This is a genomic window from Erwinia sp. PME.40.26/001, assembly GCF_055556675.1.
Genome location: NZ_JBVHNP010000001.1, coordinates 92,215 through 115,191, shown reverse-complemented (window position 1 = coordinate 115,191; position 22,977 = coordinate 92,215). Strand labels below are relative to the sequence as shown.

The 22,977-nt window shown below is 49.8% G+C and carries 46 protein-coding genes; 21 read left to right on the top strand and 25 right to left on the bottom strand.

Translation table 11 applies throughout. The features are described 5' to 3' along the window. Positions 1-35 precede the first annotated feature (35 nt). Positions 36-236, top strand: coding sequence for a hypothetical protein (locus ACZ3HG_RS00745; RefSeq protein ID WP_118663640.1), 201 nt, complete (start codon positions 36-38; stop codon positions 234-236). A 1-nt stretch (position 237) separates the two neighbouring features. Here ACZ3HG_RS00745 and ACZ3HG_RS00740 read toward each other — a convergent pair whose 3' ends face one another. The 4 genes from ACZ3HG_RS00740 to ACZ3HG_RS00725 are packed head-to-tail and all read right to left on the bottom strand — an operon-like array spanning position 238 to position 4,725. Then, positions 238-1,215, bottom strand: a complete 978-nt coding sequence (locus ACZ3HG_RS00740; RefSeq protein WP_465331397.1) for a phage minor head protein — start codon at positions 1,213-1,215, stop codon at positions 238-240. Further along, a complete protein-coding gene (locus tag ACZ3HG_RS00735; protein ID WP_465331395.1) occupies positions 1,163-2,614 on the bottom strand; it encodes a DUF1073 domain-containing protein in 1,452 nt (483 codons plus the stop codon). Before ACZ3HG_RS00735 ends, ACZ3HG_RS00740 begins: the two co-directional genes overlap by 53 nt. 9 nt (positions 2,615-2,623) lie before the next feature. Continuing rightward, positions 2,624-4,171 (bottom strand): terminase, encoded by a 1,548-nt coding sequence (locus ACZ3HG_RS00730; RefSeq protein ID WP_465331393.1) that lies wholly within the window; start codon positions 4,169-4,171, stop codon positions 2,624-2,626. Further along, positions 4,168-4,725 (bottom strand): terminase small subunit, encoded by a 558-nt coding sequence (locus ACZ3HG_RS00725; protein ID WP_465331391.1) that lies wholly within the window; start codon positions 4,723-4,725, stop codon positions 4,168-4,170. The genes ACZ3HG_RS00730 and ACZ3HG_RS00725 overlap by 4 nt, the downstream gene beginning before the upstream one ends. Positions 4,726-4,751: 26 nt before the next feature. Between ACZ3HG_RS00725 and ACZ3HG_RS00720 the strand changes: the two genes are divergently transcribed. After that, complete coding sequence (locus tag ACZ3HG_RS00720; protein ID WP_465331389.1) at positions 4,752-4,967, top strand: YodC family protein; 216 nt, start codon at positions 4,752-4,754, stop codon at positions 4,965-4,967. Between the two features lie 17 nt (positions 4,968-4,984). Continuing rightward, positions 4,985-5,251: a DUF6953 family protein gene (locus tag ACZ3HG_RS00715; RefSeq protein WP_465332538.1), complete on the top strand. Its 267-nt coding sequence runs from the start codon at positions 4,985-4,987 to the stop codon at positions 5,249-5,251. A 39-nt stretch (positions 5,252-5,290) separates the two neighbouring features. Here ACZ3HG_RS00715 and ACZ3HG_RS00710 read toward each other — a convergent pair whose 3' ends face one another. The 20 genes from ACZ3HG_RS00710 to ACZ3HG_RS00615 all read right to left on the bottom strand — a co-directional run bounded on the left by ACZ3HG_RS00710 (position 5,291) and on the right by ACZ3HG_RS00615 (position 15,110). Further along, entirely contained in the window at positions 5,291-5,758 is a 468-nt protein-coding gene (locus ACZ3HG_RS00710) for a hypothetical protein (protein ID WP_465331387.1), read from the bottom strand. Positions 5,759-5,962: 204 nt separating this feature from the next. Further along, positions 5,963-6,334: a hypothetical protein gene (locus tag ACZ3HG_RS00705; protein WP_465331385.1), complete on the bottom strand. Its 372-nt coding sequence runs from the start codon at positions 6,332-6,334 to the stop codon at positions 5,963-5,965. Continuing rightward, positions 6,331-6,810: a lysozyme gene (locus ACZ3HG_RS00700; protein WP_465332536.1), complete on the bottom strand. Its 480-nt coding sequence runs from the start codon at positions 6,808-6,810 to the stop codon at positions 6,331-6,333. The genes ACZ3HG_RS00705 and ACZ3HG_RS00700 overlap by 4 nt, the downstream gene beginning before the upstream one ends. An 8-nt stretch (positions 6,811-6,818) precedes the next feature. Then, positions 6,819-7,055, bottom strand: a complete 237-nt coding sequence (locus tag ACZ3HG_RS00695) for a phage holin (RefSeq protein WP_118663633.1) — start codon at positions 7,053-7,055, stop codon at positions 6,819-6,821. A gap of 324 nt (positions 7,056-7,379) precedes the next feature. Continuing rightward, positions 7,380-7,895 (bottom strand): antiterminator Q family protein, encoded by a 516-nt coding sequence (locus tag ACZ3HG_RS00690; protein WP_465331383.1) that lies wholly within the window; start codon positions 7,893-7,895, stop codon positions 7,380-7,382. Next, positions 7,892-7,972: a hypothetical protein gene (locus ACZ3HG_RS00685; protein WP_465332533.1), complete on the bottom strand. Its 81-nt coding sequence runs from the start codon at positions 7,970-7,972 to the stop codon at positions 7,892-7,894. Before ACZ3HG_RS00685 ends, ACZ3HG_RS00690 begins: the two co-directional genes overlap by 4 nt. A gap of 35 nt (positions 7,973-8,007) precedes the next feature. Next, positions 8,008-8,844: a phosphoadenosine phosphosulfate reductase domain-containing protein gene (locus ACZ3HG_RS00680; protein ID WP_465331381.1), complete on the bottom strand. Its 837-nt coding sequence runs from the start codon at positions 8,842-8,844 to the stop codon at positions 8,008-8,010. After that, a complete protein-coding gene (locus tag ACZ3HG_RS00675) occupies positions 8,841-9,419 on the bottom strand; it encodes a recombination protein NinG (protein ID WP_465331379.1) in 579 nt (192 codons plus the stop codon). The genes ACZ3HG_RS00680 and ACZ3HG_RS00675 overlap by 4 nt, the downstream gene beginning before the upstream one ends. Beyond that, entirely contained in the window at positions 9,379-9,561 is a 183-nt protein-coding gene (locus tag ACZ3HG_RS00670) for a hypothetical protein (RefSeq protein WP_465331377.1), read from the bottom strand. Before ACZ3HG_RS00670 ends, ACZ3HG_RS00675 begins: the two co-directional genes overlap by 41 nt. Positions 9,562-9,735: 174 nt before the next feature. Beyond that, positions 9,736-9,939, bottom strand: a complete 204-nt coding sequence (locus tag ACZ3HG_RS00665; protein ID WP_118663625.1) for a protein ninH — start codon at positions 9,937-9,939, stop codon at positions 9,736-9,738. Continuing rightward, a complete protein-coding gene (locus ACZ3HG_RS00660) occupies positions 9,936-10,202 on the bottom strand; it encodes a MarR family transcriptional regulator (RefSeq protein WP_465331375.1) in 267 nt (88 codons plus the stop codon). Before ACZ3HG_RS00660 ends, ACZ3HG_RS00665 begins: the two co-directional genes overlap by 4 nt. 9 nt (positions 10,203-10,211) lie before the next feature. After that, a complete protein-coding gene (locus ACZ3HG_RS00655; RefSeq protein WP_465331373.1) occupies positions 10,212-10,661 on the bottom strand; it encodes a DUF1367 family protein in 450 nt (149 codons plus the stop codon). A gap of 2 nt (positions 10,662-10,663) precedes the next feature. Beyond that, entirely contained in the window at positions 10,664-10,843 is a 180-nt protein-coding gene (locus ACZ3HG_RS00650; RefSeq protein ID WP_465331371.1) for a hypothetical protein, read from the bottom strand. Further along, a complete protein-coding gene (locus ACZ3HG_RS00645; protein ID WP_465331369.1) occupies positions 10,840-11,061 on the bottom strand; it encodes a hypothetical protein in 222 nt (73 codons plus the stop codon). The genes ACZ3HG_RS00650 and ACZ3HG_RS00645 overlap by 4 nt, the downstream gene beginning before the upstream one ends. Before the next feature lie 83 nt (positions 11,062-11,144). Further along, positions 11,145-11,543 carry a hypothetical protein gene (locus ACZ3HG_RS00640; protein WP_465331367.1) on the bottom strand — a complete coding sequence of 133 codons (399 nt, stop codon included), beginning with the start codon at positions 11,541-11,543 and terminating at the stop codon, positions 11,145-11,147. A gap of 245 nt (positions 11,544-11,788) precedes the next feature. After that, positions 11,789-12,013 carry a hypothetical protein gene (locus tag ACZ3HG_RS00635; protein WP_465331365.1) on the bottom strand — a complete coding sequence of 75 codons (225 nt, stop codon included), beginning with the start codon at positions 12,011-12,013 and terminating at the stop codon, positions 11,789-11,791. Between the two features lie 85 nt (positions 12,014-12,098). Continuing rightward, positions 12,099-13,442 (bottom strand): replicative DNA helicase, encoded by a 1,344-nt coding sequence (locus ACZ3HG_RS00630; protein ID WP_465331363.1) that lies wholly within the window; start codon positions 13,440-13,442, stop codon positions 12,099-12,101. A gap of 1 nt (position 13,443) precedes the next feature. Then, positions 13,444-14,295 (bottom strand): replication protein, encoded by an 852-nt coding sequence (locus tag ACZ3HG_RS00625; protein ID WP_465331361.1) that lies wholly within the window; start codon positions 14,293-14,295, stop codon positions 13,444-13,446. A gap of 174 nt (positions 14,296-14,469) precedes the next feature. Beyond that, positions 14,470-14,808 carry a hypothetical protein gene (locus ACZ3HG_RS00620; RefSeq protein WP_465331359.1) on the bottom strand — a complete coding sequence of 113 codons (339 nt, stop codon included), beginning with the start codon at positions 14,806-14,808 and terminating at the stop codon, positions 14,470-14,472. Between the two features lie 116 nt (positions 14,809-14,924). Beyond that, positions 14,925-15,110: a Cro/CI family transcriptional regulator gene (locus ACZ3HG_RS00615; protein WP_338636989.1), complete on the bottom strand. Its 186-nt coding sequence runs from the start codon at positions 15,108-15,110 to the stop codon at positions 14,925-14,927. 81 nt (positions 15,111-15,191) lie between these two features. On the opposite strand from ACZ3HG_RS00615, the gene ACZ3HG_RS00610 reads away from it, so the two are divergent. The 3 genes from ACZ3HG_RS00610 (at position 15,192) to ACZ3HG_RS00600 (ending at position 16,692) form a co-directional block, all read left to right on the top strand. Continuing rightward, positions 15,192-15,854, top strand: coding sequence for a LexA family protein (locus ACZ3HG_RS00610; protein WP_465331357.1), 663 nt, complete (start codon positions 15,192-15,194; stop codon positions 15,852-15,854). Positions 15,855-16,185: 331 nt separating this feature from the next. Next, positions 16,186-16,542 (top strand): hypothetical protein, encoded by a 357-nt coding sequence (locus tag ACZ3HG_RS00605; protein ID WP_465331355.1) that lies wholly within the window; start codon positions 16,186-16,188, stop codon positions 16,540-16,542. Positions 16,543-16,569: 27 nt separating this feature from the next. After that, the gene (locus ACZ3HG_RS00600; RefSeq protein WP_465331353.1) at positions 16,570-16,692 is read left to right on the top strand and encodes a hypothetical protein; all 123 of its coding nucleotides are present in this window, start codon (positions 16,570-16,572) and stop codon (positions 16,690-16,692) included. A gap of 36 nt (positions 16,693-16,728) precedes the next feature. On the opposite strand, the gene ACZ3HG_RS00595 is transcribed toward ACZ3HG_RS00600, so the two are convergent. After that, positions 16,729-16,908: a hypothetical protein gene (locus tag ACZ3HG_RS00595; protein ID WP_465331351.1), complete on the bottom strand. Its 180-nt coding sequence runs from the start codon at positions 16,906-16,908 to the stop codon at positions 16,729-16,731. A gap of 462 nt (positions 16,909-17,370) precedes the next feature. Between ACZ3HG_RS00595 and ACZ3HG_RS00590 the strand changes: the two genes are divergently transcribed. From ACZ3HG_RS00590 to ACZ3HG_RS00520, 15 genes are all read left to right on the top strand, one after another. Beyond that, the gene (locus tag ACZ3HG_RS00590; RefSeq protein ID WP_465331349.1) at positions 17,371-17,643 is read left to right on the top strand and encodes a transcriptional antitermination N peptide; all 273 of its coding nucleotides are present in this window, start codon (positions 17,371-17,373) and stop codon (positions 17,641-17,643) included. A gap of 34 nt (positions 17,644-17,677) precedes the next feature. Continuing rightward, the gene (locus ACZ3HG_RS00585) at positions 17,678-17,896 is read left to right on the top strand and encodes a regulator (protein ID WP_465331347.1); all 219 of its coding nucleotides are present in this window, start codon (positions 17,678-17,680) and stop codon (positions 17,894-17,896) included. A 62-nt stretch (positions 17,897-17,958) separates the two neighbouring features. Next, entirely contained in the window at positions 17,959-18,288 is a 330-nt protein-coding gene (locus ACZ3HG_RS00580; protein ID WP_465331345.1) for a hypothetical protein, read from the top strand. A gap of 31 nt (positions 18,289-18,319) precedes the next feature. Beyond that, on the top strand, positions 18,320-18,478 hold the full coding sequence (locus ACZ3HG_RS00575; protein WP_465331343.1) for a hypothetical protein: 159 nt from the start codon (positions 18,320-18,322) through the stop codon (positions 18,476-18,478). Continuing rightward, a complete protein-coding gene (locus ACZ3HG_RS00570; protein ID WP_465331341.1) occupies positions 18,475-18,771 on the top strand; it encodes a hypothetical protein in 297 nt (98 codons plus the stop codon). The genes ACZ3HG_RS00575 and ACZ3HG_RS00570 overlap by 4 nt, the downstream gene beginning before the upstream one ends. Continuing rightward, the gene (locus tag ACZ3HG_RS00565) at positions 18,768-18,995 is read left to right on the top strand and encodes a hypothetical protein (protein WP_465331339.1); all 228 of its coding nucleotides are present in this window, start codon (positions 18,768-18,770) and stop codon (positions 18,993-18,995) included. The genes ACZ3HG_RS00570 and ACZ3HG_RS00565 overlap by 4 nt, the downstream gene beginning before the upstream one ends. A gap of 14 nt (positions 18,996-19,009) precedes the next feature. Further along, entirely contained in the window at positions 19,010-19,231 is a 222-nt protein-coding gene (locus ACZ3HG_RS00560; protein ID WP_465331337.1) for a hypothetical protein, read from the top strand. A gap of 200 nt (positions 19,232-19,431) precedes the next feature. Then, positions 19,432-19,566 (top strand): protease FtsH-inhibitory lysogeny factor CIII, encoded by a 135-nt coding sequence (locus ACZ3HG_RS00555; protein WP_465331335.1) that lies wholly within the window; start codon positions 19,432-19,434, stop codon positions 19,564-19,566. Between the two features lie 106 nt (positions 19,567-19,672). Further along, complete coding sequence (locus ACZ3HG_RS00550; protein WP_465331333.1) at positions 19,673-19,870, top strand: hypothetical protein; 198 nt, start codon at positions 19,673-19,675, stop codon at positions 19,868-19,870. After that, positions 19,860-20,018, top strand: a complete 159-nt coding sequence (locus ACZ3HG_RS00545; protein WP_465331331.1) for a hypothetical protein — start codon at positions 19,860-19,862, stop codon at positions 20,016-20,018. Before ACZ3HG_RS00550 ends, ACZ3HG_RS00545 begins: the two co-directional genes overlap by 11 nt. A gap of 9 nt (positions 20,019-20,027) precedes the next feature. Further along, complete coding sequence (locus tag ACZ3HG_RS00540) at positions 20,028-20,891, top strand: ATP-binding protein (protein WP_465331329.1); 864 nt, start codon at positions 20,028-20,030, stop codon at positions 20,889-20,891. 23 nt (positions 20,892-20,914) lie between these two features. Beyond that, a complete protein-coding gene (locus ACZ3HG_RS00535) occupies positions 20,915-21,265 on the top strand; it encodes a hypothetical protein (protein ID WP_465331327.1) in 351 nt (116 codons plus the stop codon). 2 nt (positions 21,266-21,267) lie between these two features. Further along, the gene (locus tag ACZ3HG_RS00530) at positions 21,268-21,699 is read left to right on the top strand and encodes a hypothetical protein (protein ID WP_465331325.1); all 432 of its coding nucleotides are present in this window, start codon (positions 21,268-21,270) and stop codon (positions 21,697-21,699) included. A gap of 22 nt (positions 21,700-21,721) precedes the next feature. Continuing rightward, positions 21,722-22,258, top strand: a complete 537-nt coding sequence (locus tag ACZ3HG_RS00525) for a hypothetical protein (RefSeq protein ID WP_465331323.1) — start codon at positions 21,722-21,724, stop codon at positions 22,256-22,258. Then, positions 22,255-22,962, top strand: coding sequence for a hypothetical protein (locus tag ACZ3HG_RS00520; protein ID WP_465331321.1), 708 nt, complete (start codon positions 22,255-22,257; stop codon positions 22,960-22,962). Before ACZ3HG_RS00525 ends, ACZ3HG_RS00520 begins: the two co-directional genes overlap by 4 nt. Positions 22,963-22,977 lie beyond the last annotated feature (15 nt).

Below are 22,977 nucleotides of genomic sequence, written 5' to 3'. Positions count from 1 at the left end.
TGGCTTATTTATTAATTGAACAAGGAGATGTTGATATGGCTGTATACAAAGTGACTTATAAGGTTAGCGGTGACGAAACTTATCGTGACGTAAATATTGAAAGTGCTCATCCCCTGCAGTTGCATGATGAACCGGTTATCGATGCCGCAAGAAGAGACTCAGTTAACTACCAACCTCTTTCGAAAGCAGCAGCTACCTTTGGTATTAACATTGTCACAGTGACAGAAGTCATTTAATTTAACCCCATTGCTGGCGCTCAACCGCCAGCCTTTCTACAAGCCCAGAGTTAACCACCTTGCCACTATCATCGAGAATAACTGGCACCTGGTTGCAGTAGCAGTGATAGCGGTTGCCATCGCGACTATACCAATCGCGCACCTCTTCAACGGCACGCGTCTTGCCATGCCAGAAAGCATGATTTGTTCTCGTGGTTGGTTTCAACGCAGACAGATGAAGCAAAGCTGTGTTTAGTCCCAGCCTCTCTTTAGCCCAGTCTGTTTCCTGCCACTGGGCCTCACGCAGCGCTCCAACCTGCTCGGTCTGCGCAATGTTCTTGGCCTTAGACATACAGACATCGAGACGCTTGCTGATGATTTGCGCCGTCTCTCGCGGATTTATTCCCCGGACAATAGCATCGGATATCACATTAGCCAGGTCAGCCCGGGCTGCATCGCTGATTCCCTTCCATTCGCTGTACGTCGATACATAAGCCGCTGCTATCTGGTTTTGATAGGCAGGAGTGCTCAGTAGTTGTGCCAGCGTGGTCTGCTGTGCATACACAGGAGACTGCACCGATAGATTAGTGAATGCCTGATGCGTACCGCGTTCATACTCTGCTGCGACATATTCCAGCGCCCACAGGTTCTGGCTGCCACCGTCGAGCAGGGCATCATCCAGAATGAGCTGAACGCGCTGTAACAGGTCGGCAAGTTGCGCCGCTGTCATGTCGTAGATGTAGGTGCCAGCGTTGCACTGGTAAAGCGTGGCGGGGGAATCCACGTTGTTGCAGACCAGATAGGTTTGCTCAGAGTTAGATTCCCTCACCTGGCCGGTTAACCGCTCATCGAATAACGCCTTCAGGGCGCGCTTGATATCGAGGTAGCGCGACTCAATGTCACGATACATCCGGCCAACTTGCCTGGCTGATTGGGTGGGATCGGTTTTATTGCGCGGAACTATCGGTGTCCCGATTCGGGTCGTCGCTGTCGTCGTCATCTTTCAGCGGGTCCTTATCGGTTAATTTTTTGTTTGGATCAGGCGTGGCTGGCGCTTTGCGTGGTTCAAGCTCACCAACGGCTCTGATCTCGTTTTCGTCAATGCTTGGTGTGCCATACGCCTGCTGTGTTTTCACGGCCACGTCCGCCATCTTATCCATGTTTGCTAGCTTTTCTTTCTCACTTGGGGCGAGCAAATCAGACCATGTCAGGCTTACTTCACCGGTTGAAGGTGGATCGATGATGCCGAGTGTCCAGAAACGCTCGATAACTCTGGTTATAACATCTGTCATGAAACCCCAGCGCCTCTCGTTGCATCGGTTAGCCCACGCTGTTTTGTCTTCTTCGGAAGCTAGGTTTCCCGTTTGCTTACCGAATAAAATGTTGAACGGGCATTGAATCGTAGCGCAGAACTGGTTTGCTGAAACCGTCCAGGTAGGTGTAGGGTCAGCGGCAGCAACCGAGAGCACGCTCGTCTTTCCTGATTGAGTAACGAGTGCCGAGTCTATTCCGCTGTTAAGTTTGCGCACCTTATCATTCATTGCTTCGCCAAGGCCTTCATAACCTGCCTCTTTCGCCATTTTTGCAATGGCCGACATGTCAGTCTGCGCATCGAATTCTGTGGCAAGTTGTCTGCTGGCGTTTTTCAGGAATCCTTCAGCACTACCGCCTTTTGTCTTCTCGATATCAAGCAGATCGTTAAATCCAGCCTCAAGAAGCGGGGTTCCGGATAGAGCATTGTCATCCTCAGATCCTTCGCATAGCAGAATAATGCGGTCTGGATGGACGCTTACCGCCCTCGGACTGCCTGAAGACCTTTCATCACCTACAGGCTGCTCGTTGAAATGGTACATGACAGGCTGACCGTAAGTTTCTGACCATGTGTCAGTGTCTGTATTTCCCGGTTCAATCTGCTTTTCCCAGGCTGGAATCAGCTTAACCAATGCCTTTGTGCCGAGTCGCTGAACCAGACTGATATCTACAGGCTCTTTCCAGTCACGATTGTCTTTTACCTGAATTACCAATGCTGAATAACGGCCAACCATGTTTCGCCGATCTGCATCCTTTATTTTTGCCCAATGCTTTTTCATGAGCTTGGTGACCACTTTTTCCCAATCAGTGGTCTTCGTGGCCTCTCTGCCTTCTTCGCCATCAATTATTGTCGGCTTGTCGGTCCAGCATGAGTCGAGCAGCTTGTGGACTGCTGCAAAACCTGCTGAGCCACGGCGGTACTGGCGATGGAAGTGATCGAAGGTAAGTGTTTCCGGATAACCAAACTCGTCCCACAGCTTCGTGCGTTTCGTGTTGCCATTCATGCCTGCGTACAGCATGCGCTGGCGGCCCACAGCATCAGCAAGGGCGTTAACGAGGAATTGCTCCCCGGTTGTTAAATCACTCACTGGTGCTCCTTAGAAGAAGATTGCGCCTGTTTTCTTCGGCGAATGCAGTACGCGGTATCGGGTGGCATCCCAGTCGTGGTCTTCCTGTGTGGTGTCCACGTCATCAGGTTTTTTGTCATCACGTACCAGCACAGGAACGCGGCTTATCCATCCCCGACAGTAATCGAAAACGTAGAGTGCTGGCTTTTCAGGGATACCGCTCTCTGTCTTCTTGCCCTCAATGACCGCTTCTAACATATCAGCGAAAATTGATGCGCCGTTGATTCGAGAACCGGGCTTTTTGTTGGACTCAACCCACTTAACGCCCTGCTTCTCCATCTTCTGACCGATGGACAACTCATTGTCTGCAGTGTTGTAAATGGCGCTGTCAGCTGGCCCCGGAATTACCTCTTTGCAGATGCCGGGCATAATATGCATTTGCCCCTGCTGCTTCGTTTCTTCCGGCTCTTCACACTCTTCACCCTTGAGGCGCTTATCAACCCACGCAACGCCTTTAGCGACGTTAGTGGATGACATGTTCAGGCCTTTATTGAGCTCGTCAGGCGGGCATCCGTACCACTCACCAATAAGAACCAGCGAGCCAGCAGGCGGGCAGAACTTTTGACCATCAGACAGTGTTGCCTCTGTGCCGTCAGACTGCGCCCACCATAGGTTAGAGAATGGTTTTGACTCGCCCCAGTCATGGGAACGGTCAACAGTCCATGTGTCGGGGATTGTGAACGGCTTTATGACATGCAGCGCCTCATTCCACAGATGGTCAAATCGACCTCCGCTTGTCACGTCCCATGAGCCCTCAACCCATGCTTTACGCTTGTTTGGGTCTTTGATGCTCATTAGCGTGGCGATGTACACAGGGTCGAGATATGGGTTTTCTTTGAATGATCCATGTATTGCTACGCGAGTCAGCGTTATCTCTTCTTCCTGCTGAGTCTGCGGATTAGGTACCATCTGCTTTTCGCGGATAATGGTTCCACGCGGTGCCGGGGCAATGAATCGCTTCTTCACCCAGGTGTGGCCGATGCCAAATGGATTTGTGGTGTTGAATGTCTCAAGCGGTATGTTCGGTAAAAGCGAGCCATCATCGCGAGGATAATCCTGCGGCCTGAATGAAGATCGTCGGCAAGAGAACATCGATTCGTAAAAGTCAGCGTTGGGTTGCTTTGTCAGCTCGTTAAATCCGATAAAAGGGAATTCTTGGCCATGATAGTCCCAGTAGTCGTCAGCCTCTTTACCAAAGCGGAAAAGCAATTCTTCCCCGGTAGGCCAAACCCACCTCAGTTCAGATGCTGAATTAAGAAACCTTGCGCCATCGCCAAACAGGCGATACATACGCTTTGACTGAGTGATGATGTCGGCAAGGTTTTTGTATTCGGTGTCGAAGATGATCCCACGCCAGAACGTGCCGTAACCTAAGCCTACCAGTCGACGAAAGCGAGCAAGCTGCGCTGCCGTCTTTCCTGGTCCGCGAGTACCCTCAAACAGGATTTCATCGCATGGACAGCTGAGAGCCAGAGATTGCGAACCGGGCAAAGGCTTCCAAACTACGTTGTAGCTCATTTGCCTAATACCTCGCTCTGCTGCTGCTGTGCGGCCGCCTCCCACTCTTCAGCGCTGCTGCATGAAGGTACAGGCATGATGTTGTGCGTCGCCGTGACCTTTTGGTCAATCTGCTCTTTGAATGCCTGCACGCTGATGTGCTTGCCAAGCAGCTCAAGGTTTTTCACCTTGTCCGGCCACTTAATTTTCTTGAGGAATCCCGGCACATCGCCAGGCATCTCACTAACATCCATCCCAGATAGTGTTGTGCGCCAAGTTTTCGGCCAGTCTTTAATTGGCTTCAGTTCGCCATTGGCAAGCAGGATGTCCAGCACGTCCATCTGGTCAATCTCAACCAAGCGGCGAAGCACATAAGCGGCATCAATGTTTACCTGCTCATTGCGTTGTACTTTTAGTTCGGCGATTCTAGTTTGGATGTCTGGTTTTGAGAGGTTCTCACTACCAATCTTCCGGGCGGTATTTTCGCTGTACCCCGCCCGAATGGCCGCTTGCGTGGCGTTCAAATCGATGAGGTACTCGCGACAGAACATATCTTGTTTGTCGGTGAGTGCCATATAACCCCTTTATAAGGAAATAGGAAATGAGCAAATCAACTACTAGAAAAGCATTGTTTAAGCTAGGTGAATCCGTTTATCTAAAATCCGGCGGGCCTGAAATGTCTGTCTATGAAGTTCACGAAAGGCATTCAACAGGAGAATTTGATGGAACTTACAGATGCCAGTGGTTTGCAGGCAAAAAACTTGAGAATGGCGTTTTCTCCGAAGAATCACTGACCACTACCAACCCAAAGCCATAAACCCAAGCGCTCCTAAGCTGTCTGCAAAGGATATCTCTAATTGGATGATGAAGGCACTTAGACAAGATGGATGCCTCTATCAGCAAGATGTTGTTGACCACCTGATTAAAGTGGGTAATGAGCAATTGCTTAAAGAAAATGCTGATGGGAATCTCGCATTATCGACTCCAATTATTAACCAATTCCGCAAAGACAGTGGCGATGATGTAGTTTGGGTGAAACCTGATAAATACTGGCGATATCGCGTGCCTGAAGATGAGGATGGCAGGGAAGCTAGAGGATAAACTGATGGCGATTAGTGTTTCCACTAGTCGCCATTAATCTCATAACCCAAGATCTTTATTTAACCTATCCCAAAACGTTTCGAATTCAATTTTTTGGGCTTTTGCTATGTGGCTCTGAACATATGCACGACCACGCCCAATATATAGATAGTTATTAGACGCGTTGAATAAATCATCCCAGACCTTTCGCTCATTCTCAGAGATTTGATAAACGCAATATCCAGCCCAGGATTCTGAACACCTGGCAAAAGACTTAATCGCATCATTTCGATATCTATCATTACTGCTGGTATGCTGCGAGTTGTGCAAATTACTAAAATTATCTGGAAGAATTGTTAATTCTATTCGAAATACTTCTAGAGACATTTTGTATTTTTGAAATGCCTTGTGCTTTTCTTGTGTGCGCCAGCTTCTCATCGCCACTATAGCCACAACGGCAGCTAAAGCAGTCGCCATGGCTGCTCCGCAAGTTGCCACCGCACTAACCACGTTCCAGTTAACTTCCACAGTATCCTACCCCAAAAATTACAAGATACTTATTGTACCGTAGCGATATCTGGAGCATTTAACGAAATATGAGATAAAATCTTATTATTAAGCAGATAATTTCATTGAGCTGCCCTATACCAAGCCTGCCATCGGTAAGTGTTGAGGCGAAGCGCTCTCACACACTCCGCGCTCTCAACATCCGATTGAAGATCAGCATCACTGTCACTTCCCGCCTGGGCTAGCCTGCACGGTGGGGTCATCAAATCCTGTGAGATTGTTGGCAGCGTCGATTGCTTGCTGGCGCAGGCTGACAGCATCAGGATCAAACTTGCAGACACTGCGATTCGGGTCTTGCACATATTTCACCACGCTACGGGTAATTGTTCTGTAGATGACCTTTCCTTCTGCGCTGGATGCGGCAGCCTTAGCCTCTGCAGGGGCTAACTTCTCATCTGCTGCCTGCTTTCTCTTGGCGTAGTCGGCGTTTACCTTATCGCTATGTGCCTTCCATCCGGCGTGATACCTGACCTCGCCATATGCAATAGACATTACCGTCATTGCAAACAAAGAGATGATGAGGGCTCTCCAGGTCATTTCTGCCCCCACATGCAAACTTCCCGCTCAATCTCGCGCCGGTTCATCAGGCCTTTCCATTGCTTACCGCCTGCATAAATCCACTTCCGCAGGCCATCACACGCTCCGGCGTAGTCGCCTGCATTCAGTTTACGCAACAGAGAAGAACGCTCGAATGCGCTTACCCCTACGTTGTAGCTGAATGAGATGAGAGCAGCCTTCTGGTATTCAGTAGCCGGGACTTTCACAGAGCGATCTACCGACCGGGCGAACGGTACCAAGTCTTTATTCAGTAGCGCCTGGCACTCTGCATCCGTATACGTCTTGCTTTTGATAATGTCGGAGCCAGTGTGACCGTAGCAAACCGTCCAGACACCGATGACATCCTGATAGGGTTTATTCTCTTTCCCCTCAAGAGCAGGGATGAGCACAGCAGCAATAGCCATAGCGCCGCCACCCATGGCAGCAATTATCTTGTTGCGAAGGAAGGAGGGTATCGCCATGGTTATTGATCCTGTGGTGGGCTTTGCACGTATCCGCGATTTAGAGCTGCTTCGTATGCGCGGGTCTGTCGGTTCTTGTAATAGAGATTAACCAGGAAGGTTGCGATACCAATCACTACACCACTAATGATCGCTATCTGATTCCAGTCGAGGTTATGCATCCACTGCGACACGCCACCCCCACATACAAGAGTGCCGGACACGCAGTAGCTTGCGCCTGATGCGATTTTGTCGGGCATGATTTTCACTCTTCCACCCCCATTTTAAGGGGACTTGTCCAAAATAAGAATTGTCTAAATGTTGAGCTGAACAAGTCCGGGTAAACTTCATCTTGTCGATAGAAGAAGTTCCGCCTTGCGCTATATGGGAAACGAATAATCCGCCACTGAGCGGATTTTTTTGTTTAAAGTGCGCCGCACCGACACATGTCAGATAGAGGGTTTGATTGATTCGGGGGCGCAAATGCAGAAAGGCCGCTCTATGGCGACCTTTGGAATCTATATGAAAAAACTGCCTTCGCATTCACTAAGAACACTTACGGCAGCTTACCTTTATATAGTGGCTCAATGGTTCATGTGTGTCAACCAATTATTACCAATGTTTCGCACATTCGATACACGTTTGCGCTCTTTGATAGCAGGATTCAGCTTTTGATAAATCATCCACTGAGATGCAGACAATATCGTATCTACCTCCCTGCGGCACGTGACAAGAGATGGAGACCGATACCTTTCGCCTCCTCGGCCTGACATTTTGCGGGGAATTGCGCACTTGTGATAGTAGGATGCAATGGCTCTCTTGGAGGAGAGGTGAACGTAATAACTGAGCAGGATACCAAAAGCTTTTTTATCGATGCACATGACGGAATCTACGACCTGAGAAATCAACATTCCGTCATCATCATTGCACATTGGCCTTTCGGGATATCGCTGCGGCTCTACAGTTGCCATATACTGAGCAATTACACTGCTCATGCGTTTCTCAAGCCTTCCGCTATATACCCAAGCTCCCCATAACTCCATCCATGAGTCCAGCCAATCAACCTGCTCTTTAGACAGGCTTAGTTCTGATACTTTCATGCTGCTCTCCTGAGTATGTGGCTGAAGTTCTGAAGGATGCGGTAGTCGAACATGAATGAGGATTTAGAGCGGTACATTCTGAGAAGGAGCCATTTCTGGCGCAGGGAATTTGTCATGCGGCCTCCATTGCAAAATCAAATCCTATCTGACCACTGAACGCTTCACAGCTTTCAGAGCAAGAACCGGTGTCGTACTGGCGCATAGATGTCATTCTTGATGCGAGTTCGTCCCTGCCCGTATCAGAGAACAATGCGATCACCTGTTCCAGCGATTTATTGCTGCGGTACATAACCTTGTCGGGCTTTACGTCGTAGGATTGAAGGGTGTGGATGAAATTCTCCGCAAGTTCTGGCTCGTCCTTTGCGGCCAGAGCTACTTTTTGAATGCTCTTTTTGATGCAGAAAACGCAGTTGCCAAGATGCTCCTGAATTTCCAGATCGAAAGGTTGTTCCTGCCACCAATCAATTACGTCCTGCTTTTCAAAATCACTAATCTCTGCCAGATATCTGATTCCGGGCTTCGGTGTAGTACGCTTTGGCTCGTCAATTCTCATTCCCAGCCATGTTGTGTAATTCCCCCGGCCAAAACGCTCATCGCAGTATTTGATGAATGGCACTGTCTTCATCCTGTCTGTGCAGAACGCGCCGCCAACGTATGGGTGGCCATACTTTCTGAGCATGCGCTTCCATGGCTCAAGGTCGGGGCCGATTTGGGAGATAGTGAGGATTTCATAGGTGCTGGGTTTGTTCATTTCCGGGTTCGGAATAACGCGAAGGCAGGTTAGATTTATTTTCCAGTGCTTGACGATGTTGCGGATAAACTCGTATGTCTTGGGGTGCTCTGCACCGGTGTCCATGAAGATAAATTCCGTTTCCGGATCTTGCTCTTTCATGAGGTGAGCCAAGTATGCAGAAGTGCGCCCGCCAGACAAGCTGACGACATTTTTCATGCTGCCTCTCTTTGCTTATTCAGTTCACGCAATTTAGCCCTATAGAAAGCACGCAGATCGTCGAGTTCTTCTCTGGTGTATCGGTGAGGGGTGTTGTTGTTTTCGAGCGCCTCGACGCGCTGACGGCCTATTTTGCCTATCATTTTGATGCGGTATGGCCCGATGTTGCCGGAGTGGTGTGTATTGCAGGCTGCACACTGGCTGTGGCAGTTGTCCTCGTTGAAGCGTAGCTGTGATGCCGCCGCAGTAGTCCGGTAATGTCCGGCGTGATAACTGACCGCCGTAGTACTGCCGCAGCTGATGCAGATATTCCCGTCCCGCGCCCTGATGTAGTCGTTAAATGCACGCTGGGTCATGCTCATCCAGTGGCTTAACGGCTTCGTTGCTGCCTTTCGCTTATTCCATGCCACCCGTTGCTCTTTCTCCTCGCGCTGTTGCTTGCGCTGTGTGAGTTGCTTGGCGAGTTGGATTGCACATTTGGGAGAGCAGGCGGTTTGCAGGGTGTTGCGGGGTGTGAACTTCTCAGAGCAGCATTTACACTTTTTCGGCTTCGGTGGCTTGAGTATTGTCGCCATCCTCCCTCCTCACTGTTTCGATAACTTCATAGCCAATCATCATGTAAAGCGAGTCACAGTCTTCACAAATCCATGTCTCATCGGGTGACAGCGCTAGACCACAATCGGCACAGGCCCGGTCAACTCCATATTCTTTGCTCATACGTCTTGTCCCTGCGTGGTGGGTAGTTGCCCTCTGGCAGATATGCGGAGACGAGCCAGAGACGAGGGTCTACGGCTAAAGTCTTATGCGCTTTGATTTTGCGGGCGGAGTATCTTGCGATGAGTTCGTTTGCGGTGATGGTGTCGACGGGGTAATGAGTGAACCATGTGCTTTTCATTCATCCCTCCGCTTCCAGATGCCCAACTCTCCCCGGAATATCATCAGCGTTCCGTTAACGATGGCGTGGCGTTGCGCCTTCCTGTCATTGACGTATTTCCTGATGGTTCCCCGGCTGGCCTTGAGCATCCTGGCGACTTCGGTCTGATTCCCGCGCGTCTTTATCAGCATCTCCGGGATTGTCTGGATGTCTGCAATCATTGGCGCACCGCCTTAAGGCAACTGTCGAATTCTGATATCACCCGGCTGACGCCGAACCCAGATTGCTTATCTGTCTTTTTGTAGAGCACGGTTTTATTGTTGTCCGGGCTGTCCTTTTTGATAATCAGACCGTCCCGGGTCATTGTTGCCAGCGTTACGCGAACGTAAGGCTTCGGAAGCCCTGCTTCTTCGGCTATCTCATTCGATGTCATACATCTGCCAGTTGATAACAGGTCGATGATTGCTATCTGCATTTTGCTCATGATTACTCCTCAGAAGTAGCTCCGAAGCTGATTGATAATGTTTTGGTCACGCGTTCCGGCGAATACGTGTTTGATGGCGGCGTTTATCAGTGATGAATAGCAGCGTTCAAACTCCTCCTGATCCATATTCGAATACGCCAGGCTCTTTGCCTCTGCCCTCACCTCGCCGCGAATGTTCACAACCATCTCGTAGAATCCTGCCAGTATCGTCAGGTCTTTCCTGAATCGGGTGCGCTGGGTGTGTTCGTCGGCATTGCCCATCCCGGCCAGGTCGGCACACCAGTGCTCGAAGCAGAATCCGAAGAAGGCCATTACCTTGCGGTGAAATTGGGGGTTGCGAGAGAGCTTGATGTCGGCGCAGTAGGTTTCGCCATTTTTGAAGCGGTGGAGTCGTTCGATGTCACTGTCGTTCACTGGAGAGAATACGCCGCCCGGGTGTTTAACCAGGTCGAACTGCATGCTTACCTCCGGTTCAGTTGCACCCGCAATTTCTCTGCGTGGATTTGGCCTTTTGTAATCACTTCATCGATTACTTGCTGGCTGTGGCCGCCTTCCATGTTGAATAGCTTCAGCAACAACAGTGCGCTGTGGATTTCGTTTAGATGGTCGGGTTGCTTAATTGGGATAATTTCTGCTGTCATACGACGCTCCACTGCCGCTTGTAGTCGAAGATGATCAGGCCTTTCTTCCTCAGCGCCTGCAGGCGACCGTCGATGACACGGAATGACTCACGGTCGGACGCCATAGCGATTTGCTTTGCTTCGTCATAGACACTGCCTCCATCAATTTTTGAGAAGGTATTGGCTCCCCGTTTAATTTTTTCAATAATCAGCTGATCCATTTTTGTGTAGTCGGTCATCACTCTCCCCTCCCCGCCCAGCGCCAAATAAAAAGGGCTACTAAAATTAGCAGCCCTTGTTTTTTCCAGATGAACCTACAGAATCAATCTTTTCCATAAATGTACCTTTTCATCCTGTTGTGAGCTCTCTCATCTTCAATTTTATCGATATGTTCAATAATTGCCTTCAGCCTCTTCATTGTTGAGTCTTTGGGCCTGTATTGAAGGGTGTGAGGCACTGATTCTCCATTGATAACGTAGGCGTGACCGAAGCTGTATGGGTAATTACTCGCCCATATAGAGTAGTCCTGATCGTTGAAGCGGAATTTAGCGCAGTGGTTTGTCACCTCAATAAACTCACCCTCATCCATTATTAGGCTGAGAACGGCATCCCATTCCTGACTGTAACGCCTTTGGTATTGAGGTTTGTTAAACCCTAAAATTGCATCTAAAATCCTGTGAAACATGGCTAACACCTGAAAAGGAGAGTGTGATTTTGTCATAATAATATCATCAACCTCGCCTAAATAAATTAACGCAAACTTTTATGTAGTCCATCAGGATGCCTCCCCGGCAGAAACAAGCCACTCCTGGAAAGCTTCTCCAGCATTAGGTAGCCTAAATCCATGTGACCAAAGATCAGCCCAGTCGGCCCACCGGGAAACAACTGCATGCGCCTCTGGATTCATTTTGTAGTAACGGACGACTATCGAAGCCATTTCGTTGCTAAATTCGTTCAGATTTCCCATCACTTACCCCCTCTGGCCGGCTGCCCGGCCTCAAACTGTGATTTCAGCGGCAGATAAACAACCCGATGCACGAACGGGATGAATGCCGTGAAGAAATTATCGAATGTGTTTTTTCGGTAGCCTGTAGCCTCGTCAACCATTGCCTCCAGGCCATTACGAGGCTGGCGTGGAAAATCGACCTCGTACAGTCGGCAGAAGTTAGAAATAAATTCAGGTTCTTCCATGCACCCGTCCAGGCAAAATCTAAACGCTGGATCAGCCATGAGGGTGTGAATTACTTCCTGTGGTAGTCGATGTTCTGTCATGATTTCATCCTCTCCAGTCATTAGCTGGCGCTGCCTGTTTCTGATTATCGGCATAGCGCCGGCCGGCTTCTTCCTGATCGATATTGACGAAGTGTCCGTTCTTCCAGCCCATGTAAAATGTCTTAGGCTGACCAGAGCGGTACTTTCCGATAATGATTTCAGCGATGCCCTTCATGTCACTGTTCTCGTGATAAACCTCGTCCCGGTATGGGAACATAATCACGTCGGCATCCTGTTCAATTGCCCCGGATTCGCGCAAGTCACCCATGGTCGGGCGCTTCTCAGAGCGAGATTCGACGCCGCGGTTAAGTTGTGAAAGGAGGATTACAGGGACTTTGTTGCGCAGGCAGAACTGTTTTAGCTTTCGCGTTATTTCTGCAATTGCCAGGTCAGGTCTTTCGGCCTTTGGCTTGGGGATAAGCTGCAGGTAGTCGATTCCAAGAAAGCTGAGTCCGTCATCATCCAGGTTCATGCGCTCGGCATTGGCGATGATTTCATCTACGGTGAATGAGCCATCAAGAACGTAGTTGTTTTCATCTATCAGCGTTCCAGTGGCCGTGGTAAGTCGCGTGTAGTGCTCCTGAATCATATCCAGAGGGTTGCGAAGCGTTCCGATAGATAAACCGGCCCGGTCTGCAACGTGACGCTCTACGACCTGCATATCTGACATCTCCATTGAGATAATCAGACCCTTTCCCTTCTGCCGGCCAATGGAGTTTGCGATGTTTATCATCAGCTCCGTCTTTCCCATTCCCGGCCGGCCGGCAAGAATAATCAGGTCGGTTCGGTCGAAACCTCCGTATTCCGCATCCATCGGATCAATACCGGTCTTCAGGTAAAGACCAGACTCCGAACCCTTCATGCGCTTCTCCAGGACTTCCATGTAATCGTCCATAAGGTCACCGATTCGCCGCGGTAACCTGTCGTTAGTTTCGAACTGCAGTCGGGAAATTATGCCCGTCACATCTGATATCCGGTCATTGATATCGTGGACGCCTGCACTGCGTAGCGTATCGACAGCCTGCATCAGGTCAGATACTCCTTTGCGAACCATCCAGCACTGACGAACACGCTTTGCCCACGCCTTGATATTCGCTGAAGACTTGCACCGCATTGAGAGAGCCAGAACCATGTTGCGAGTCTCTTCGCCAACGCCAGACTGAATGCTGAAGGGGTCAACAGGCTCGGCTTTGTTAATCAACGCGCCGATGACTTCGTACATGCTTCGCAGGTGATGGTTCTCAAAGGCCTCAGCAGGGAGCTTGCCAATGATATCCCGGCAGTCAATGTGGTCACCCTTGAACATCATCGCCCCGACCAGCTGCTCCTCAAATTCATAGGAATTCATCTCATGGCTCCTGGCTGATGATCTCGTCGATTTTCTTCTGAGTCAGCGCGGTGTCGATTCCATAGCGCTTACCCTCCGGGTTATCACCCATAGCCCATCGGCTCGGCATGTAACCGTGCTCGATGTAGCCGTTGATGAACGTGTCGATGTCGCGCGGCTGGCGCTTTGTTTCTTTGCAGTGCTTCAAGTGAGATTTGTAGAGTCGAGCGATACCCTTCTCGGTAGTGGCTGCGATACTGGTAATTTTAGGCAGACCGAACTTCTCGGCTTTGCAGTTCCAGGTTTGCTTAAATCTCTCTCTGTCGAAATTCTGATTTTTGGCCGTGGTTCTTTTAATTTTTTCTTCCTGCTGAATGACTGCCCCCTCTGGGGGTATGGGGGTATTGTCTTTTGTCTTTTGTATATTGTCTTTTGTGGTTAGCAACTTCTGCTTATGTCCGTTAGCAACTTCTGCTAAGGTTTTCTTAGCAGGTTTAGCTAATGTTTTGCAGAATCCGTTATTCTTTGTTTCCCACTCAGAAATGTTGGTGTTCATACCAACTTTACGCCCTTCCTGAATCAGGACTTTCTTCCTGACAAGACTAGTTTTAGCAGTTGAGCAATGAGTCAGGTGCTTGCCGATCATCCCCTCCAGCTGCTCATTGCTAATCCAGTCCATTTTCTTACTGAAGCCATACGTTTTACGCCAGACGGCCATTACGACGCAGAGCTCAGTCTCTGGCAATCCAGAGCACATCGTCGCATCGAGAAGCTCGTTCGCAAGGCGCAAGAAGCCATCTTCAAGCTGCGCCACTTTACGCTCCACGACCTCCAGAGAAGGCCTGTAATCGGATAGTTTCCTAACGTTACTCATTTGCTCTTCTCCTTTTTCCGGCAGTCTTCCAGTATCCACTTCAGCTTTTCAGCTACTGACGGATGGAGAGACTTGAGGAACTGCAAACGAGAGATGTTTTTGTGAGTGCCAACCTGGCTACTTACGTGCTTTCTCATGTATAATTGCCTCATTGAAATTGCTGAGATTTCGATATCAGGCCGCAAAAGAGTTCGTGCTCTCTTGCGGCTTTTCTTTTGTCATTTCCAGTTGCAGCCGTGAGTATTCAAGCTGTATCCAGATCAAATGCCGGTAGTGCTCCAGCGGAATCTTCTTCTCTCCAGACATCACAAAATCCTCTACACCGCAGGCGGCTAGAGTCTCCATAATCTCTGGGTATTTTTCTGTGCGGCGCAGTACGGTCGAATCAGCCACATGAAGCAGCTTTGCGACCACTGACTGACGTGTGTTGGTTAAAGCTTGGTGCGCGGATGCCAGCAGATGACGCCCGATGAATGCAATACTTCCTGATTTGCGTTCGTTTGCGTGTTCCATCGTTAATACTTGTCCTTGTTGATTAGTAAGTTAGTTACGTGTGAACACCGTGGGGTGCCACATTGTTAGTGCCTGCGTTGTCGGCGGGCGGTCAGATTGATAAAGAGCGGTGCTGCTTATGCTGCTACTCGGTAAGACTTCTCTTGGTACTTCAGGGCGCCAGCTGTGACGATTTCCAATCGGTAGGCGTCTTTCTCAGGGATAATCTCCTTCCACTGAGATACGGCTGCGTCACTAATGCCTAATGCACGTGCCACTGCTCGCTGGGTTCCGAAGTGGTCAATAACATGTTTCTTTTTCATAGACTCGCTCCGAAATTAAAGAACTCTTAAATTATCCAACTAAAGGAAACTTAAGTCAACACGATTTAAGATATCTTAATTATGAAAAACACATCGGTTGGCGAGCGCATACGTGCGCGAAGAAAAGATCTGCGGCTTACGCAGAAAGACCTGGCTTCAAAAGTCGGGGTATCCCACGTTTCCATTTCCCAGTGGGAAAAAGACGAAACTGCGCCGAGAGGTGATAACCTTCTGGCCCTTGCTAAAGCTATGGGTGTGACGGCGAATTTTATTTCGACAGGTGAGGAGGAAGCTTCTAACGTTTCCGCTTCTGCAATGGGCAGCAAACGAATCCCCCTGCTGAGCTATGTGCAGGCGGGTCTATGGACAGAGAGTCAGGAAATCAGAGGGTACGACGGCGGGATGAGTTATTTGTTAATGGATGACGATTGCTCAGACAGCGCTTTTGCTCTTGTGATTGAAGGCGACTCTATGGCGCCTAAGTTCAATGCCGGTGATCGCATCATCGTCGATCCGGATGTTTACCCTGTGCCAGGTGATTTTGTGGTAGCTCGCGATGACGTGAAGAATGAAACTGTCTTCAAGAAGTACCGTCCCACGGGCGTTGATATGCACGGTAACGATGTGTACGAGTTGGTTCCGCTCAATGATGATTTTCCCACGCTGCGATCAGATGCAGGCAAGCTGAACATCATCGGAACGATGATAGAGCATCGGATTAGCAGGAAGAACCACAGGCGCTAGGCCAGAGTCCGGAAGAGACGTTCGGGTGAGGTCGCAGAGATGCATTCGTGATACGTTTGGTGCACTCCAGAACTTAGGGCTATTTCTGAAATCGATTGATGGCTATATCCTTACTTGCAGTAAGAGCTATACTGATTTACAGGAACAAAAAAATTCATCCTAAAGTTTCTTTTAAGTTTGCCGATTGTATGAATATATAGTGAAAAGATTCACAGGTACTTCTGGCATGGATGGTCAACCGCCCGTTTAGCAATTAGTGCCGTTTTTTTAAAAAAAGCGACAGCACAGATTGTAAATCGTGTTGATCGACGCCATTTAAGGAGTACAATAATTGTCCCCAGATGAAATGAATAATTTCTTGAAGTCTCTCAAGCGAGCACCTTCAGCTGAGGCTTCGGCTGATGAAAAACAAATTTACAGCGTGAAGATTGCAGTGGTCGCATTAATTGACTTTGTGACCTCAAGCCTTGAGGAAGTGGGTATTGATGCTCTGCATGAGATCAGCAATCCTTCCTTAGATGATCTCGACAAAGAGCTAGCAAGGCTTTACGCGATAGCAGATGGTGAACTGAAGCTGCAGCAGACAATTCTGTTTGCTCAGGTTCTTATTAACAACATACGAGAAAAGAATCCAGATTTGTGCTCTGAAGGTGCAAAAATCCTTAAGAGCTCAAAAGATGGTCTTTAAAGACATCACTCTAACGGAGGTTACACAATGTCCAAGTCAGAAAAAATCAATGAGATGCTAGCCATTGCAAGTAGAATCAATGGTATTGTTGCAGAAATGAGAGCACGCAAAGAGCAGTATCTGGCAGAATCCATGCCAAAAGCAGCTTAAATCTGCAAAGAGCCCAGCCATAAAAGCTGGGCTTTTTTATGCCCGCAGACGCAGTAAGTCCAGCGCGAACTCCACAGCCACATCCGGCTCACCGCCACTCGATAGCACCCTCAACATCTCTATCACAGATTCGTTCGTAACCGCCCCGCCCTCGTCGATAACCTGATTCACCGCCTCGCCAATCTTCATTACCACGGCATCGTGTGCCTTTTCCATGTCCATACATCCTCCTTTGGTTGAGTATCAATCCTATCAAGCATCAGCTTGCTGGGCATCCTGCCAACTTTAAATTTAAGTTTTCTTTATTTTATGCTTGACGATAAATTTAAGTTGTCTTAAATTAGATTCATCAGCAGGACGCTGAAGCAACACAACAAGGCAGTTCGCTCTTTAACAATCAGATGCACGCTGACAAAGCGTGACCAGACCAGAGATGGTTTTGGTGAGTGGTGAATGCGCAGCCTGATGCGTAAGTGTAAGACCTGATGGGTATCGTGCCTGACTGGACGCAAAAAATGTTGAGTAAGCGGCCCTAAAGTCCAGTGATAGCCCAGCAAACAGTAACCGAACCCTTCGCCCCGGTGAAACCCCGGTGTCAACTAGGTTGCTGATAGTCATGCCGGAAATCAGTACCGGCCACCACTCAACCAAAATCATCTACCCCTAACGGAGGTTCAAATGAACGCAAAGCAACGCCGCAGAGAGCGCCTGAGAGCCTCCGCGATTGAACGTGAAGCAGATATTCGACTGATGCGAAAGATCGCTGTAATCGCATCTGGTTGCAGCAGCCTGAAGGTTGCAAGAGCTATCAACGGGCCGAGTGTTCGTGATGTGAAAGAAGTCGAGTTCGTGACTCGCGAGAATTCGCAGTACCGCAAGGTGAAAAATCCTTACGGTCAGCATATTAACGCCCGCCAGAAGATGCGCGGGCACAGTATTCCACTGATTTGAGGTGAACATGTCGGACATCGAAAGGTTGGACAGAATGATAAAGCATCTGCGAGAAATGAAAGCAGACTTTAATCGCATGCAGAAGCTTAGTGATAAGGACTGGATTGGGATGGACCTCATAAAGCGACGCCATGAGCTGCATGCTCTGGCCGTTGAATTGGGGTTTGCAGAGCGGCGAGATAACTACAACGCTATTGAGCTTCGTGATAACTGGCATGTATTCAACTACAAGCCGCGTGAGCCTAACTTATAACAGGCAACTGTCCGGAAATTCCGGATGGTTCGATAACAGCGGCACTGCCGCAGGAGTGAGAGATGAAACAGATTGAAGCGGAACGTGATGAAAACGGATTCTGGACGCATCCCGAATATTTTGAGCCTGCCAACGGCAATGAATACGGCGCACCAGGCGAATTCGATGCGTGGCTTGAACAGCACAATCTGATGTATCACGCGCTGGCGCTTGAGTGTGATGAGCAAGCTGATGAAGTAGCAGAAAAATATGGCAATGGTCAGCTCGATGGCGACATCTCAGAGTGGAAGCCAACCCGGCCGGACGGCGATGGCTGGTTCATAGGATCCATTCACGATACGGAAGACGGGCCTTATTGCATATGGCTTCGTAACAAACAACAGGCCGCCTAACCCGCAGCCTTTTTTATGCCCGGAGCACACCATGATAGTCGAGAGAAAGGATGGTAAGTGGCGCATCACAGCACTGGCCTGCGGCTACTCATGGCGGGCTGACAAGTTAAAAGACAACGGTGAGCGTGCTGATAATAAGCTGACTGTGAACCTGAACAAAGTGCAGTGGGATAAGTGGAGGGTTGGATGAAAGAGTTTAAAGGCACGCCGGGACCGTGGCGGGTAGGAAGTGAAACGATTTCCGGAGATATCCGGGTTATTGACATGGGTGGTTCGATGGTTGCAATGGCAGAAGCGAAAACTGGCGATGGTTATCTGTGGTCTCCATCAACTGTAGCTGAGAATGCCAACCTTATCGCCGCCTCCCCTGAACTTCTTGAGGCGCTTCAGGACGCACTTCACGCATACGATAAGCACGGCGAGCACTCGGAGTGGGATTTTGCACGTGCTGCCATCGCCAAAGCACTGGGGGAATCACAATGAGCAAAGAAACAGGTGGGCCAGCGTTTCCGGTAGATGTGGATGGTAGAAGCTACCATCCCGGTCAGACGCTGCGTGACCATTTCGCAGGGCTGGCGCTGGGGTTGTGCTTTGCACAATATCTCAATCACGCGGAGGTCGAAGGGTTCCGTGATGGCTGGAGAGATGGCGTAGCGCTCGACGCTTATATGATGGCTGACGCCATGCTGCTTGCACGCGGCGAGTAACTGAGGAGAAGAGGATGGATATTAGTCAGGAATTAAGTATCGCCTTACAGGGATGTAGCGGAGGCATTAAGGAACATGAGCGCGTAATCAACTGGTGGATCGTGCGCAGCGGAAATCTTCTGAGCCAAGAGGAAAGGTCATTTGCTATGCAGGATGCTTTCGGCATGTCATTTGAAGCTGACGAGGCGCTGAATAAAGTCCATTTGAAAATGTTTGGAAAGATCATCCACGAGTGACACCGCAATGCCCTGTCGCAGTAGGGCATGACGATGCACTCCGCATCAACCGCGCTTTAGTCGTCAAGGCAAGGGCGTTAAAGGAAATTGCATAGCCGTTTGGCCTGAGCTAACCCTCGGGCCTTTTTTATGCCCGCAAGCCAACGATCATTCATATCGAGTGAGCATCGTCATGCGAATAACCCATTAAGGAACCGACCATGCAACCAGCTTATGCGATTGCCGGGTGGCCTGTTGCTGGCCGCTCCGAATCACTTTTAGAAATCATCACTAACCGCCTCCGCACTGGCTGGCGCTCATTAATCGACACACTCAGCCAGCCGGGGAATCCATGAAATCACGTTACTTCAGCAAGGCACAGGAGCTATCCCGTGAAGCTGTCATGTACAGCAATGCGGATAAGTGGGCGGCGGCAATGAATATTCTTCGGAGGGCAGCTAAATGAACATCAAATTCACGTGCGATTACTTCACTACCGGCAGCGGAGCGCGTCCCGGGGAATTACAGGTCACAGCTGAGGGTGTGGTTATTAAGGATGTGATCGCCAAAGAGGTTCTGATGGATATGGATATCCGCGACATCTTCGATTATCTGGCCTCTCAGGGCTACACAGTGCAGGAGCAACACCATGCAGCATGAAGCAGCAGACGAATTCTTTATCGCAATGATGGCTCCAATCGTTGAGCCAATCATGAACGACTTACTGGCACAGCAAGAAGCTATAGCCGACTACCGCACGGAGCAGCAGGAAATCACCTGGAATGAATTTTCAGGCAACTTCAACTAAGAGGCAACCATGAAATTTGAAAAAGCCATGAGAAAGAAAGCCAAGCTACGGCTGGCACTTACCGGGCCGAGCGGGTCAGGGAAAACATACAGCGCCCTGCTCATTGCCAAAGGAATTGGCGGGAAGATTGCAGTAGTTGATACCGAGAAAGGAAGCGCATCACTCTACTCTGATATTGCTGATTTCGACGTGTTGGAGCTGGAGCCACCATTCAGCCCCGAGCGATTTATTGAAGCCATCAACGCAGCTGAACAGGCTGGTTATGACTGCATCGTTATCGACAGCATTACTCATGAGTGGGGGGGTGTTGGTGGGTGCCTGGAGCTTGTCGACACCATCGCAAAAGCTAAGTTTCGTGGCAATTCGTGGTCAGCATGGAGTGAAATTAACCCGCGCCACCGCCTGTTCCTTGATGCCATCCTGCGCACAAACATGCATGTGATCGCCACCATGAGAAGCAAAACGGAAACGGCGCAGGTGGAAGAGAACGGCCGAAAAAAGGTGGCAAAACTCGGCATGAAGTCAGAACAGCGCGATGGCGTTGAATATGAGTTCACTACCGTTCTGGACCTTGTGCATGAATCTCATCACGCCAACGCCACTAAAGACCGTACAAAGCTGTTCTCCAATGCGGACCCGGTAATCCTGTCGGAGGAAACTGGCAAGAAACTACTCGACTGGCTGGAGTCAGGTGTGAATCCCCACGAAGAAGCACTGAAGCATTTCACGACCCTTGCGTCATCCGCCCATTCAGTTGAAGAGCTAAAGCCTGCATTTGAAGAAGCGTGGCGAACACTGCGCGGTACCGAACAGCAGGCGCAGGCCAAGGATGTTTACGACATCCGCAAGGCTGAATTAGAGCAAGCCGCCTAACCCCTACCCCGGCAGGAATCCAAATGAGAGAACTCACTCCTGAACAACAGGAGCATTGCGCACGCCTGCCGGAATATCGGCGGGCATCATACCGCCACAAAGCATCCCGGATGACTGACATGGAACGTCAGATGGAAAGCATAGCGTGGGACTCAGGGAGAGCGTGGATGGCCCTGAAAGCTGGAGAGAAACACCCTCGCATCAACACCCTATCTGCAGCTCAGCGCACAGCCAGCCTGATTACCCGGCGCTACGCAGAGCAGGCGGCATTTTTCCCCCAGCGCCCGGAAATCATCGTGTATGCCATGGATACGGCTTATCTCGACTATCACAAGCCGCATCATGGTTTCGGCGGCGCAGTCAGGCAGGATTAATCATGAAGAAAGTCGCAATGTACCGCCGTGGTCGCGGCGGCCCCAATCACGGTCTGAAGGAAAAGGCTGTCTGGCTTCTCAGTAAAGGCCCGATGACAGGACGCCAACTGCACATGGCAACGAAGCTATCACTGCGCAGTATTCACCGACAGCTCAATGCAGAGCGCCATCTCGTCAGTGCCACGGCAGAGATATCGGCTGGTGAATGGTATATCGATGAAGAAACCGGATATCGCGACCGCGTATATACGCTTGTTCGTAAGCCCCGGCGCATCACTGCTAAAGCATCAACGAATAAAACCATCTTAGTCAGCATCAAATCACTGCGTGACCGTGGTGAAGATAAGCGCCAGGAGTGCATAGAAGCGGCTGCGCGTCGGGCCAGGCTGATTAAAGCTGGACTGTGGATTACATCATCTGATTTAACTGACTGACTGCGGTCGGCGGGAGAGAGATATGACAGAGATTAAGCGTTATAAAATTGAAGATGGACTTCTTGATTTTGGCATAAAGGGCGGATTGTTCGTTCGCGATGAAGGCCACTACGCAATCGTCGCCGAGCTTCAGGAGCAGGTGCGGGCGCTGGCTGCTGAGAATTCTGCGCTAATAAATTCGTCAGTGTGCACCCTGCAAGAGGGTCGTCCTCCATATGGCTTTTATGCAAGCGAGTGGTTTATTGCCAAGTTAAAAAACGGTCAGTATGCAGCTCTGAAGGCATTGCCGGAGGAATATTCGCACGATTACCGCACCAATGATGGAACGTACTACACAAAGGATTGGGTAGTTGGATGGATGCAGACTCCTGATACTGAGTATCGCCCAAATGTGACAACCACTGCCACCGACGCCGCTATCCGCGAGATTCGGGCGCAGGCTGTTGAGGCACTAAGAGATTCGATTTCTGATATTGATAATGGAATTGAAACCACGATCGACTTGCATCACTACTGCACAGATTTCGCCGCCCGCACCCGGTCAGGAGATCAGCCATGAAAACACAGCATCGATTAAATCAGATTAAGTCGCTTGTGCAACGAGCACAAGCTATGCACAAGCCTGTGTTTATTGGCGCTGACGAACTGCAAATATTTTTTGAGTGCCTAGAGGCCGCAGAGCGTGAGCGCGACGAGCTGCGGGAGAGTCTGGCCGTTATGAATGGGCGGTTGTCGGCATCAAGGGACTTAAAACAGCTATGTAAGCACCTGGCATGGGATGCGGAGGAGGAGATCGCACGGCGCGATGCTGCTGCGGGTGAGCCTGTTCTTTATGCACTCAGGTTTAAAAAAATGCAGGGGGAGCCGGAGAAGGAAATAAACGATAACTGTCTGTTCAGCTCTTATGAAAAAGCCAGGGCTTATGGTCGCGGCGGGAATTATGTCAGGCAGGACAGCGGTAAAATTGAATGGGTTCCTAATGCTGCGCTAGACCCTGAAGTCATTCCGCTCTACACCGCCGCGCCGCCTGCAGTGTTGCCTGACATCGACAAATACACGCACGGTCTTTGGCCGCATGCTGTCGAACAGCTAATTCGATTCCGGGATGATGCTCTGGCACTAGGCGCACAGCCGCAGAAGCCTGTTGTGTTGCCGAGGGTAAGAACCCTACTTTACGAAGACGGCTGCCCTGATATCTTTGACGCTAACAAAATAAAAGCAGCACTCGACGCGGCAAACATCCCCTACGAGGTGAAGCCATGAAAGTGCGCATACCTG